Below are 11,909 nucleotides of genomic sequence, written 5' to 3'. Positions count from 1 at the left end.
CGAGGGTGTGGTCGGGCGCGCCGACCACCGGGGCGAAGCCGTGCATCAGCAGCGCCAGCGTCGCGTCGCGGGTCTCGAACTGCTCGTAGTCGACGGCGAGGACGTCGAGCCGGCCGAGCGCGAGATGGTCGATGAACGCGGCGAACACCGCCTCCGCCCGGTGCGCGCCCCGCGGCGGCTGGTGCAGGCGCAGGCGGCCGCCGAGGAAGGGATCGGCGCCGCTGCCGGCCTCGGCGGTCACGGCGGTCACGGCTGGCGCAGCTCGTGGGCGATGCCGGCATCGGTCAGCAGGCGGCGCGCCTGGGCCTCGAGGTCGCGCGGCACGAGGAGGCGCTGGCCGAAGACGCCGATCGACCCCTCCATCAGGCTCATGTGACTGTCGGCCACGAGGACCGGGATCTCGGCCGCCTCGAGGACCGAGCGGGCGAACCCGATCAGCACGACGTCGTTGGCCCGGATCAGCTCGATCATCGCGGCGCGGCTCCGGAACGGGCGGGGATCGGCGGTTTCGTCGCGTGAGATCCGCGCCGGCGACACCCCATATCCGGCCGGCGACGATGTTGCGGCGCCGCGGGGCGCGTGCGAAGGGATCGCCCGCCCCCTGCGGGGCGACCGGTCTGGAGGTCACGGATCTTGGGTATGGCCCTCTCCATCGAGAATCCGAAGCCCGAGGCGGAGGCGGGGCTCAACGACCTCGTCGCGCTGGTGGCCGACGGCATGGCGCGGGTCAACACCACGATCCTGTCGCGGACGGGATCGGACGTGGCGATGATCCCCGAGGTCGCCAACCACCTGATCGCCTCCGGCGGCAAGCGCCTGCGCCCGATCCTGACGCTGGCCTGCGCCCGGCTCTGCGGCTACGCCGGCGCCACCGACGGCGACGTGAAGCTCGCCGCCAGCGTCGAGTTCATGCACACCGCGACGCTCCTCCACGACGACGTGGTCGACGAGAGCGACATGCGGCGCGGCCGCGTCGCCGCCCGGATCAAGTGGGGCAACGAGGCCTCCGTGCTGGTGGGCGACTTCCTGCTCGGCCAGGCCTTCCGGATGATGGTCGAGGTCGGCTCGCTCAAGGCGCTCGACATCCTCTCGGCCGCCGCCACGGTGATCGCCGAGGGCGAGGTGATGCAGCTCACCAACGCCAAGAACCTGGAGACCGACGAGGCCGCCTACCTCGCGGTGATCCGCGGCAAGACCGCCGAGCTGTTCGCCGCCGCCTGCGAGGTCGGGCCGGTGCTCGCCGGCCGGCCCGAGGCCGAGCAGGCGGCCGCCCGGTCCTACGGGATGAATCTCGGCATCGCCTTCCAGCTGATCGACGACGTGCTCGATTACGGCGGCACCTCGGCCGAGCTCGGCAAGAACGTCGGCGACGATTTCCGCGAGGGCAAGATCACCCTGCCGATCGTGCTGGCCTATCGCCGGGCCAGCGAGGGCGAGCGCGGCTTCTGGCGGCGCACCCTGCAGCAGGGCGAGATCGGCGAGACCGACCTGGAGACCGCCCTCGACCTCCTGCAGCGCCACGGCGCCCTGGGGGAGACCGTGGCCCGCGCCCACCATTACGGCGCCGAGGCCCGGGCCGCCCTCGACATCTTCCCGGACGGCCCCGTCAAGGCGGCGCTCCTCGGGGCCGTCGAGTTCTGCGTGGCGCGGGCGCGCTGAGGGCGAGCGCGCTCGGCTCCCGCGTCGACGGCCACCGACCTTCGCCAGCTTGACGGCGCGCGTCTTCCTCAACGCGTCACGGGCCCGAGGGCCTCGGTGAGGGCGGGGGCGAGGTCGCGCAGCTCCGCGAGATGCGCGTCCGTCAGGGTCCGCAGTAGGGCCTCGGCGCGCGGCGTGAGCGACAGCTCGCTCCGCCGCCTGTCCTCGACGGCGCGGGTCTTGGTCAGCAGGCCGGCCTCGACCATGCGGGAAACCAGCTCGGCCGCGCTGTGGGGGGCGATGAGCAGCTGCTCGGCCAGCAGGCCGACCGTGGCGGGCGCGCGCCCGACGTGGCCCGCGAGCGTCAGCAGCGCCTGATGCTGCTGCGGCGGCAGCCCCTCCCGGGCCGCCGCGGCCTCGCTGAACGCCAGGAAGCGGCGGAGACGGAATCGGAAATCCGCCAGCGCCGCGTACTGCTCCCGCGACAGCGCCGCCGTTCCGGGGGCATCGGCCTCCATGATCGCCTCCGTGGTGAATCGTTCGAGCCGCCGATGCTGCGTCGTATCGGCAGTCCTGTCCCGGCTGCAACGGTCGAGCCATTGTCGAATATATCGGATCACGACATAAATGGCGCCGCGAGGAAAGGAGGCCCTGATGATCGGCGGGACTGGGAGCGGGAGCGGGGACGGCGGGCCGTCGCGGCGGGCGCTGGGGGATTTCAGTGCGGACCGGCGGGTCCTGACGCTGGCCGGCATGGCGGTCGTCACCGGGACCGCCGCGAGCGGCACCGCCTGGATCCTGCTCACGCTGATCGGCCTCGTGACCAACCTCGCGTGGTGCGGCCGGCTCGACACCGACCTGACCTCCCTGGCCGGCGCGGCGCCGGGGCCCTGGATGGTGGCGATCCCGGTGATCGGGGCGCTGATCGTCGGCGCCATGGCGCGCTACGGCTCGGAGAAGATCCGCGGCCACGGGATCCCGGAGGCGATGGAGGCGATCCTGATCGGCGGCAGCCGGATGTCTCCCAAGGTCGCCGTGCTCAAGCCGCTCTCCTCGGCGGTGGCGATCGGCACCGGCGGCCCGTTCGGCGCCGAGGGGCCGATCATCGTGACGGGCGGCGCGGTCGGCTCGCTCTTCGCCCAGTTCTTCCATCTCAGCGCCGCCGAGCGGAAGACCCTGCTGGTGGCGGGCGCGGCGGCTGGCATGACCGCCATCTTCGGGACGCCCGCGGCGGCCGTGCTGCTCGCCGTGGAGGTCCTGCTGTTCGAGTGGCGGCCGCGCAGCCTCGTTCCGGTCACCGTCGGCGCGGTCACCGCGGCGTGCTGGCGGCCGGCCCTGTTCGGCGCCGGCCCGCTCTTCCCCTTCGCCGACAATCCGGCCCTGCCCTGGTGGGGGCTGCCCGCCTGCGCGCTGCTCGGGGTCGCCTGCGGCCTGATCTCGGGGGCGCTGACCCGGGCGCTCTACGCGCTGGAGGACGGTTTCGGGCGGCTTCCCCTGCACTGGATGTGGTGGCCCGCTCTCGGCGCCGTCGTGGTCGGGCTGGGCGGCCTCGTGGAGCCCCGGGCGCTCGGCGTCGGCTACGACGTCATCCACGACCTTCTCTCCGGCCACATGCTGGCGAGCGCCGTCGTGCTGATCCTCGTGGTGAAGGCGGTGATCTGGCTCGCCGCCCTGTCGTCGGGCACGTCCGGAGGCGTGCTCGCGCCGCTGCTGATCCTCGGCGGCGCCGTCGGCTGGCTGATCGGCCTCCTCCTGCCCGGCGCCCACGGCTTCTGGGCGCTCATCGGCATGGCGGCGATGCTCGGCGGCACCCTGCCGGCGCCGCTGACCGGCGTCGTCTTCGCCGTCGAGGTGACCGGCGACGTCGCCGCCCTGGCGCCGCTGCTCGCCGCCACCATGGCGGCCTACGCGGTGACCGTGCTCCTCCTCAAGCGCTCGATCCTGACCGAGAAGATCGCCCGGCGCGGGCAGCACGTGACCCGGGAATACGGGATCGATCCCTACGAACTCGCCCGGGTCGAGGCGGTGATGACCCGCACGGTCGAAACCCTCGACGCCGACCTGCCCCTGGCCGACGCCCTCGCGGCGATCGAGACCGGTGCCCACCACGCCTACCCGGTGGTCGACGGCGCGGGCCGGCCCGTGGGCCTCGTCTCGCGCAGCGACGCCCTGCGCTGGACCCTTGATGAGCGCGACGGCGAGGCCGAGGCGGGCACCCTCGGCGAGCGCGTCTCGGACGCCGATCTCGCCGTCGTCCATCCGGGCGACGTGGTCTCGCACGCCCTCGACGTGATGCTGTCAGCCGGGCAGGGGCGCCTGCCGGTCACCGATCCGCGCACCGGCGGACTCGTCGGGCTGCTGACCCGCAAGGACCTGCTCCAGGTGCGCGCCACCGTGGTGCGGGCCGAAGCCGAGCGCCGCGCGTTCTACCGGACGGCGCGGGGTGAGCGGCGCGCGCGGGCGGACGCGTGATGGTGCCCGAGGGCGGCATCGTCGTGACGGTCTGCGAGGCGGAGCCCGGCTGAACGCCGCCCGCGGAACGGGTCAGCGCAGGAAGGTCGGCGCCACCCACCATCCCGGATGGGCGGCGCGCAGGGAAGCGGCGGCCCGGACGGCCGCGCGCCGGTCGGCGAACAGCGCGAACACGGTCGCGCCGGAGCCCGACATCCGCGCGAGGCGGCAGCCCTGGGCGCGGAGGGCCGCCAGCGCGTCGCCGATCACCGGCGCCACGGTCAGGGCCGGCGACTCCAGATCGTTGCGGGCCCCGGCCAGGACCTGGAGCAGCGGGTCGCTCGCCATGGCCCGCGGGATCGTCGGGTGCGGCGCGCCCGCGAGATCCTGGCCGACGCTCAGGCCCAGCGCCCTGAAGACCGGAGCGGTGGGCACCGGAACGCCGGGATTGATCAGCACCGCGGGCAGCGGTGCGAGGTCGAGGGCCGGCCCGATCGCCTCGCCCGCGCCGCGCATCATCCGGGCCCGCGGGTCGAGGCAGACCGGCACGTCGGCCCCGGTCTCCCGCGCCACCGCGCCGACGGCCTCGTGGTCGAGGGGCAGCCCGTTGAGGCGCGCCAGCAGGCGCAGGGCCGCGGCGGCGTCGGAGGAGCCGCCGCCGATCCCCGCCGCCACCGGCAGGCGCTTCACCAAGTGGAAGGCGCCCACGCGCAGGCTCGGCACCCGCGCGGCCAGCCCCCGGGCGGCCCGGAGGACGAGGTTGTCGTCCGTCGGGCCGGCGGGGCCGGCGGTGGGGCCGCTGACGGTCAGGCTGAGCGGTGCCGCGGGATCCAGCGTCAGGCGGTCGGCCGTGCCCGCGAAGGCGACGAGGCTCTCGAGCACGTGGTAGCCGTCACCGACGCGGCGGCCGAGGACGTGGAGCGTCAGGTTGACCTTGGCGGGGGCGCGATCGGCGAGCAGGGTCACGGGGTCTCGGTCGGGTCGTGGCGATGTGTCCCGAGGCTCTACAGGCTCGCGGCCCGGAACAACAGCTCAGCTGCCGCCCCCGCCGAGCACCCCGCGCGGCCGGTCGGGCCGGGCGTCGTTCGGGCGGATCGTGGTCAGATCCTCGGCGAGTTCCACCAGCCCGTCGCGTCCCGCGAGGCTCGACAGGGCGCCGGAGCACCCGGGTGCGGTGGTCCGCCAGGGGGCACGCCGCCGCCGATCCGCGCGGACCGGGACGCGCCGGCCCGCGGCCTGGGCGCCGCGCAATGGAATTCGTGCCGTGGTGCCGGCGGACCCGATCCTCTAGGCTGTCGCGCATCATGGCGTTCACCGAATCCGTCGCCGCGGCGCTCCCGTGCCAGCGCCATCTCTTCGAGATGCCCGCCGACGTCAGCTACCTCGACGCCGCCGCCTGGTCGCCGCTACCGCGGGCCGTGCGCGCGGCGGGCGAGGCGGGGATCCTGTTCAAGAGCCGTCCCTGGGACCATCCCCGCACGGCGGTCCCGCCCTGGGCCGAGCGGGCGCGCGCTGCGGCCGCCCGGCTGATCGGCGCCGGCGCGGACGAGATCGCGATCGTCGGGGCGGTCAGCCACGCCATGGCGGTGGCCGCCCGCAACCTGACCCTGAGGCCGGGCGGGCGCCTGCTCCGCGTGGCCGACGAGTTCCCGTCCCTGCGCTTCGCCTTCGACCGGCTGGCCGACCGGCAGGGTCTGGTGGTGGAGGAGGTGCCGCGCCCCCCGGACGGCGACTGGACCGCGGCGGTCGCGGCCGCGATCGACCGGCCGGGCGCCCCGCCGCTCGCCCTCGCCACCCTGACCCCGCTGCACTGGACCGACGGCAGCCTGATCGACCTCGACCGGCTGGCTCCCGCGGTCCACGCCGCCGGCGCGGCCCTGGTGATCGACGCCACGCAGGCCGTGGGGGCCGTGCCGGTCGACGTCGCCCGGTGGCGCCCGGACTTCCTGGCCTTCCCGACCTACAAGTGGGCTCTCGGACCGTACGGTCTCGCCTTCCTCTACGCCGCGCCGCACCGACAGGACGGGGCGGCCATCGAGGAGAATATCGGGAACCGCCCGCCGGCCGCCGGTGCCCGCCGCTACGACCGGGGCGAGCTCAACGATCCGGTCGCGCTGTTCATGGCCGTGACCGGGCTGGAGCAGATCGCCGAATGGGGCGTGCCGGCCGTCGCCGCCCGGCTGCGCGGGCTGACGGACCGCTTGGCGGACGGGGCCGCCGGCCTGGGCCTGGCGCCGTTGCCGGCTTCCCTGCGGGCGCCGCACATCCTCGGTCTGCGGCCGCCCGCGGGCCTGCCGACGGGCCTCGTCGATGGCCTGCAGCGGGACCGGGTCTACGTGAGCGAGCGCTCCGGCGCGCTGCGCATCAGCCCGCACGTCTGGGCGGACGAGGACGACCTCGCGCGCTGCCTTGCCGCACTGTCCGGGGCCTTCCCGGGGATCACCTGAGACGATCCGGAAACGGACGCTCCGGCATGAGCGCCGGACCGGGAGAGAGTCGCGAGACGAGGCCGCGCCGCCGACCGCTTCCCGGCGCCGGTGCCCGGCCCGCGCGCCCACACGGAGACCGTCCACCCCCACATGACCGATTCGATGCCGCGTCCCGGTGATCGGCTCCGGCTCCCGGGCGCCGGCCGCCTCCGCCTGCCCGGACCGATGCGTGCCGTCCTCTCGGGGCGGTTCGCCGTGATCCTGTCGGGCGAGCTGACCCAGAGCCTGTTCCACTTCCTCCTCAACATCCTGCTGGTGCGCGAGCTCGGCGCGCACGATTATGGCCTGTTCGCCATCGTCTTCGCGGTCGGGGCGGTCGGCATCACCTACATCCGGGCCCTGGTGGCGGTCCCGGCGACGATCCACGTCGCCCGGAGCCTCGGGCGTCCGGCGGCGCTCGGCTACGACGTGATGTTCGGCTCGGGCGCGGTGCTGGTCTCCGGACTCATGGCGACCGCCGTTGGCGTCGTCCTGATCCCGGTGATCGGCCTCGGCGCCCTCGCGGCCGGGGCCTTCGTGGGCCTCTACGCCTTCCGCAGCTACCTGCGGATCGTGCTCCTCGCCCGCGGAAGGCCCCGGATCGCCGGCCTGAGCGACCTGGTCTACGCGGTCTGCGGCGGTCTCCTCGTCGCGCGCTGGCTGAACGGTGAGGGCACGGCCCTTCTCGATCGGGCCTTCGCGGCGATCGCGCTCGCGCACGCGGTCGCGATCGCGGTGGCCTACGCGGCGCTGTGCGAGCGGATCCGCTTCTCGCTGCACGCGCGGGCGCGCGCCCGCTACCGGGCGATCTGGCGGACCCTGGCGTGGTCGCTCGCCGGCGTCACCAGCCTGACGGTCCAGGGTCAGGGCCTGACCCTTCTGCTGGCGCTCCTGGCCGGACCCGCCGCCTACGCGCCGATCGCCGCCACGATCGTGCTCTACGCGCCGCTGCGCATCCCCGCGAGCGCGCTGCTGAACATGATCCTGCCGGAGATCAGCCGGCTGCTCGCGGCCGGGCAGGTGGACGCCGCCCGCCGGCTCGTCATCCGCAACGGAATCCTGCTCGGCAGCGCCTGCCTCGCCTACGGGGCGGTGATGGCGGCCGCCCTGCCGCTGGTCGAGGACATCCTGTTCAAGGGCCGGTTCGCCGAGCAGCCGATGGGCTGGATCGGGCTCGGTGTCTGGGCGGTGGTGACCGTGTCGCTGCTCTACGCGATCCCGCGGGCCTACCTCGAGGCCTCGGCGGCGTTCCGGACCATCACGGCGGGGGCGGTGGCGAGCGCCGCCCTCGGGATGGCCGTGATGGTGCCGGCGCTGCTGCTGCTGCCGCCCGCCACCGCGCTCGCCGGCCTGCTGGCCTCCGAGGTGGCGACGCTGGTCTGGTCGGTCTCGGCCTTCCGGACCCTGGCGCGGCGCCCGGGACCGGCGCGGCCCCTCGGCGCCCCGTGACCGGCCCGCCGCTCAGCGCAGCGCGAGCAGGGCCGGCGCCAGTCTCCGCAGCGCCGGCGTCCGGCTGTAGACCCAGAGCGGGTTGTGCTGGACCACGTCGGTGCACAGGCCGCGCTTGAACTCGAAGACGGGCCGGTTCGCCGCCGGATCGATGCCGCCGAAATCGAAGACCCGGCAGCCCTCTTCCTTCGCCCGCTCCACGAAGCGCCAGACCGCGAGGGTCGCGGCGCCCGTCGCGCGGGCCCGCTCGTTCGAGGCCGTGTAGAAATCGGTGCAGCGGCTGTCCGACAGGTGCGCGATCCGCACGAGGACCCGCCGACCGTTCTCGCGGACGTCGAGGAACAGCAGGCGCTCGTCCCCGGCCGCGATGTCGCGGTAGGCCTGCGGCTGCAGCGTCGTGGCGAAGCCCTTGCGCTCGCGCAGGGCCGCGAACATCGCGGTGAAATCGTCGAAGGCTTCGAGGCGCTCGGCCCTGTCCTCGAGGAAGTGCGTCGTCACCTCGGCGTTGCGCTCGGCCTTGCGCAGGGCCTTGCGCCAGCGCGGCTCCATGCCGGCCTGGATGGCGTCGAGGTCCTGGGTCAGGTCGAGCTCGAGGGTGTGGTCGGGCGCGCCGACCACCGGGGCGAAGCCGTGCATCAGCAGCGCCAGCGTCGCGTCGCGGGTCTCGAACTGCTCGTAGTCGACGGCGAGAACGTCGAGCCGGCCGAGCGCGAGATGGTCGATGAACGCGGCGAACACCGCCTCCGCCCGGTGCGCGCCCGCCGCGGTCAGCAGCGGGCCGCCCTGGACGTGGATGAACCGCGCCGGCCCCCTGCGGCGCGTCTGCCACTGGACGAAGGCGAGGTCCGCGCCGTCGCCGGACACGACCGCCCGCCGCACCTCCAGGCCGCGCCGCGCCTTGTAGGTGCCCCAGGGGCTGCCGCAATAGATGTTGGCGCCCGGGCAGGCCCAGACCCGCCGGTCCCAGTCCTGGGCATCCGCGGTCTCCTGAACCGCGAGCTTGGCCGCCATGTCGCTCCTCGTCCTCGCTCCCCGTCCCGGCCGGGCAGAGTTTCCCGCGCCGCACGCCTCATCGGTCAGGCGCCACCGCATTGCATCCTCGCGCGGCCGATCGTCCACAGGGTGACGGCGGCCGAGCGGGTCGGTTTCCGCCGCGTCGCGAGCGGGGCTCCGGTGCCCCTGCGGCCGGGGCCGGTGAGGGGACGCGCCCGGGCCGGTCGTTGCGCGGCGCCGGCAGCAGGCCCGGCCGCGGCGCTTGGCCACGGACCGCGAGCGTTCAGGAGGTCGTCCCGGTAACGCCGAGGGCGCCCGCGTTCAGGGCGGACGCCCGTTCCGGACCGACGCCGGTCCGGCGGGGACGCGCGGGGATCCTAGGCGGCCGGTCGGGCCGGCGCGTCCGCGGCGCGGGACGGGTCCGTCGCCGTCGGGCGGCGCAGCGTCGTCCGGACCATGGCCTCGATGCCCTCCGCCGCCGAGGCCTCCGAGAACAGGCTCAGGTAGCGCGCCCGGGCCGCCCGGCCGAAGTCGCGCCAGCGCGCCGGGTCGGCGACCAGATCCGCCAGCACGGCGGCGATCGGCTCCGGGCCGCCCGGAGGGACGATCCAGCCGGTCTTCCCGGCCTCCACCACCTCGGGCAGGCCGCCGATCGCCGTCACGAGCGGCGGCACGCCGTAGGACATCGCCTCGATCGCCACGCGGCCGAGGGATTCGGGCCGCTGCGACGGCATCGTGACCACGTCGGCCCAGCGGTAGAGGGCCGCGGGATCGGCCACGAACGGCTCGAGCGTGACCTGCCCGGCGAGCCCCGCCTCGGCGATCCGCCCGACCAGGGCCCGCTCCCGGGCCTCGTCCTCGAAGGCGCTGCCGACGATGCGCAGCTCGATCCGCCGGCGCACGGGCTCGGGCAGGGAGGCCAGCGCCTCCACGAGGACGTCCTGGCCCTTGATCCGGCTGATCCGCCCGAGCATCAGCACCCGGAGGGGGCGGGAGCCGTCGTAGGCGCTGCGATTCGGCTCGGCGGGACCCGCGATCCCGTTGTAGACGACCCGGGCGGTCGCCCCGCGGGGCAGGGCGTAGGCCCGCTCGGTGGCGCGCGAGTTGAACACCACGTTGGCGCCGCTCCAGCGGATCAGCCCGCGCAGGACATTCAGCACGGTGCCTTCGGGGATCTCGTGGACGTGGACGATGCTCCGGCCGGGGACCAGCCGGGCCGCCAGCAGGTAGTCGGCCACCACGGTGGTGTTGATGTAGACGAGGTCGCTCGCGCGGATGCGGCGCCACGCACGGATCATCGCGATGGGCAGAGCCATCAGACCCAGGGTTACGAGGCGCGCCAGGTTCTTGCGCCGCAGGATCCAGAGCGGGGCGATCACGATCTCGCTGGCGAAGGGCTCCAGCGCGGCCACGATCGGCCCGCGTCGCGGCAGCACGACGTCGATCCGCGCACCCGGATGGGCGGCCCGGATCGTGCGGACGGTCTCGATGAAGCAGCGATCCGAGCCGTACAGCTCGAATCCCTGGTGGACGCACGTGATCCGAAGCTCCGCCGCGGCGTTGCCGATGGCCCGCAGCGCGGGGGCGGCAGCACGATCGCTGTCGCGCGCCGCTCTCAGTCCGAAATTATCTACCATAAGATGATTTCTGTATTGAATAAACAACTAGCAGTTGTAGAAGCCGTCCGCCGGGATTGTATCCTCCGGATCTACAATAGGGCCGACACATTGGAAAGGAAGTTTCATGCCTGACCGCGCACCGAAACTACTTATTCTCGGCACGCGCGGTATCCCGGCCGCCCACGGTGGTTTCGAGACTTTCGCGGAACGTCTCGCGCTCTACTTGGTCGAACGCGGCTGGCAGGTCGGCGTGTACTGCCAGCGGGATGTCGAGACAGTGCGGGACCGCATCGTGCGGAGCACTTGGAACGGCGTCGAACTGATCGCCGTGGAGATCGGCCTGCGCGGTCCCGTCGCGACGCTCGCCTTCGACGCCATCTGCGCCCACGACGCCGCGACCCGCGGCGGCGTCTGCCTCGTGCTCGGCTACAACGGCGCCGCGTTCCTGCCCTACCTGCGGGCGCGGGGCGGGCGTATCCTGACCAACATGGACGGGATCGAGTGGCGCCGTCCGAAATGGTCGCTGCCCGTGCGCGCCTTCTTCTACGTCAGCGAGTGGATCGCCGCGTGGTCCTCGCAGCGGCTGGTGGCAGACCATCCCGTGATCGCCGACCACCTCGCCCGTCGCAGGCCGCGCGGCGCCATCGCGACCATCCCGTACGGCGGCGATCCCCCGGCGGCCGATGTCGGGCCGCCGCCCCTCGGCCTCGCGCCGGACCGCTACCTCGTCTCGATCGCCCGCATCGAGCCGGACAACAACATCCTGACGCTCGTCGAGGCCTTCTCGCGCCGTGCCCGCGGCATGCGGCTGGTGGTGCTCGGCACGCTGAGGGTCGGCAACCCGTACCATCGCGCCGTGGAGGCGGCCGCCTCGCCGGAGGTGCTGTTCCCCGGCGCCATCTACGAGCCCGAGCAGGTCCAGGCCCTGCGGGTCCACGCGCGGGCCTATCTCCACGGCCACACGGTGGGCGGCACCAACCCGTCGCTGGTCGAGGCACTCTGGGCGGGCAACGCCGTGGTCGCCCACGACAATCCGTTCAACCGGGGCACGGCCGGGGACGCGCAGTTCTATTTCTCGGATCCGGACAGCTGCGCGGCGGCGATCGAGCGCGTGCTCTCCGACGGGGCCGCGGTCGCGGCGGCCCGCGCGGCGGCGCGGGTGCGCGCCGAGCAGTTCCGCTGGGACGCCGTGCTGGCCGCCTACGAGGACGCGCTGCGCCGTGTCGGCGGCTACCCGCCGGCCCCGGACCGCGCGGCGCGCGCCACCGCGGCCGAGCCCGTCGCCGCCCCG

10 protein-coding genes and 1 pseudogene are annotated in these 11,909 nt (G+C 74.3%); 5 read left to right on the top strand and 6 right to left on the bottom strand.

Going from position 1 to position 11,909, the window contains the following annotated elements; genetic code table 11:
• Together ACLBYE_RS26790 and ACLBYE_RS26785 are read right to left on the bottom strand one after the other, a co-directional pair.
• A pseudogene (locus ACLBYE_RS26790) lies at nt 1-241 on the bottom strand (hypothetical protein); the annotation flags it as partial.
• Nucleotides 242-246: 5 nt separating this feature from the next.
• The gene (locus ACLBYE_RS26785; protein WP_447696492.1) at nt 247-471 is read right to left on the bottom strand and encodes a putative signal transducing protein; all 225 of its coding nucleotides are present in this window, start codon (nt 469-471) and stop codon (nt 247-249) included.
• Nucleotides 472-639: 168 nt separating this feature from the next.
• On the opposite strand from ACLBYE_RS26785, the gene ACLBYE_RS26780 reads away from it, so the two are divergent.
• Complete coding sequence (locus ACLBYE_RS26780; protein WP_447696491.1) at nt 640-1,659, top strand: polyprenyl synthetase family protein; 1,020 nt, start codon at nt 640-642, stop codon at nt 1,657-1,659.
• A 68-nt stretch (nt 1,660-1,727) separates the two neighbouring features.
• Here ACLBYE_RS26780 and ACLBYE_RS26775 read toward each other — a convergent pair whose 3' ends face one another.
• Nucleotides 1,728-2,156, bottom strand: coding sequence for a MarR family winged helix-turn-helix transcriptional regulator (locus ACLBYE_RS26775; protein ID WP_427507349.1), 429 nt, complete (start codon nt 2,154-2,156; stop codon nt 1,728-1,730).
• A gap of 136 nt (nt 2,157-2,292) precedes the next feature.
• Between ACLBYE_RS26775 and ACLBYE_RS26770 the strand changes: the two genes are divergently transcribed.
• Nucleotides 2,293-4,110: a chloride channel protein gene (locus ACLBYE_RS26770; RefSeq protein ID WP_447696490.1), complete on the top strand. Its 1,818-nt coding sequence runs from the start codon at nt 2,293-2,295 to the stop codon at nt 4,108-4,110.
• Between the two features lie 72 nt (nt 4,111-4,182).
• On the opposite strand, the gene ACLBYE_RS26765 is transcribed toward ACLBYE_RS26770, so the two are convergent.
• Nucleotides 4,183-5,055: a 4-(cytidine 5'-diphospho)-2-C-methyl-D-erythritol kinase gene (locus tag ACLBYE_RS26765; RefSeq protein ID WP_447696489.1), complete on the bottom strand. Its 873-nt coding sequence runs from the start codon at nt 5,053-5,055 to the stop codon at nt 4,183-4,185.
• Nucleotides 5,056-5,393: 338 nt separating this feature from the next.
• Here ACLBYE_RS26765 and ACLBYE_RS26760 point away from each other — a divergent pair, with 338 nt between their 5' ends.
• Nucleotides 5,394-6,536: an aminotransferase class V-fold PLP-dependent enzyme gene (locus ACLBYE_RS26760; RefSeq protein WP_447696488.1), complete on the top strand. Its 1,143-nt coding sequence runs from the start codon at nt 5,394-5,396 to the stop codon at nt 6,534-6,536.
• 207 nt (nt 6,537-6,743) lie between these two features.
• Nucleotides 6,744-8,006, top strand: a complete 1,263-nt coding sequence (locus ACLBYE_RS26755) for a hypothetical protein (RefSeq protein ID WP_447696487.1) — start codon at nt 6,744-6,746, stop codon at nt 8,004-8,006.
• A gap of 12 nt (nt 8,007-8,018) precedes the next feature.
• On the opposite strand, the gene ACLBYE_RS26750 is transcribed toward ACLBYE_RS26755, so the two are convergent.
• Both ACLBYE_RS26750 and ACLBYE_RS26745 read right to left on the bottom strand, forming a co-directional pair.
• A complete protein-coding gene (locus tag ACLBYE_RS26750) occupies nt 8,019-9,017 on the bottom strand; it encodes a lipid II:glycine glycyltransferase FemX (protein ID WP_447696486.1) in 999 nt (332 codons plus the stop codon).
• A gap of 359 nt (nt 9,018-9,376) precedes the next feature.
• Nucleotides 9,377-10,636 carry a glycosyltransferase family 4 protein gene (locus tag ACLBYE_RS26745; RefSeq protein WP_447696485.1) on the bottom strand — a complete coding sequence of 420 codons (1,260 nt, stop codon included), beginning with the start codon at nt 10,634-10,636 and terminating at the stop codon, nt 9,377-9,379.
• 106 nt (nt 10,637-10,742) lie between these two features.
• Between ACLBYE_RS26745 and ACLBYE_RS26740 the strand changes: the two genes are divergently transcribed.
• Nucleotides 10,743-11,909, top strand: a 1,167-nt coding sequence (locus tag ACLBYE_RS26740; RefSeq protein ID WP_447696484.1) for a DUF1972 domain-containing protein, incomplete at its 3' end; no start/stop codon positions are given.

The sequence above is a fragment of the Methylobacterium sp. A52T genome (assembly GCF_053346095.1).
Note: the sequence above shows the minus strand (reverse complement) of the source record. Positions and strands in the feature narration are given on the sequence as shown.

Bases quoted from the DNA above. Each gene is read 5' to 3' on its own strand.
- ACLBYE_RS26760 (WP_447696488.1), top strand. From the start codon at position 5,394: ATGGCGTTCACCGAATCCGTCGCCGCGGCGCTCCCGTGCCAGCGCCAT.
- ACLBYE_RS26780 (WP_447696491.1), top strand. From the start codon at position 640: ATGGCCCTCTCCATCGAGAATCCGAAGCCCGAGGCGGAGGCGGGGCTC.
- ACLBYE_RS26785 (WP_447696492.1), bottom strand. From the start codon at position 471: ATGATCGAGCTGATCCGGGCCAACGACGTCGTGCTGATCGGGTTCGCC.
- ACLBYE_RS26755 (WP_447696487.1), top strand. From the start codon at position 6,744: ATGCGTGCCGTCCTCTCGGGGCGGTTCGCCGTGATCCTGTCGGGCGAG.
- ACLBYE_RS26750 (WP_447696486.1), bottom strand. From the start codon at position 9,017: ATGGCGGCCAAGCTCGCGGTTCAGGAGACCGCGGATGCCCAGGACTGG.
- ACLBYE_RS26745 (WP_447696485.1), bottom strand. From the start codon at position 10,636: ATGGTAGATAATTTCGGACTGAGAGCGGCGCGCGACAGCGATCGTGCT.
- ACLBYE_RS26775 (WP_427507349.1), bottom strand. From the start codon at position 2,156: ATGGAGGCCGATGCCCCCGGAACGGCGGCGCTGTCGCGGGAGCAGTAC.
- ACLBYE_RS26770 (WP_447696490.1), top strand. From the start codon at position 2,293: ATGATCGGCGGGACTGGGAGCGGGAGCGGGGACGGCGGGCCGTCGCGG.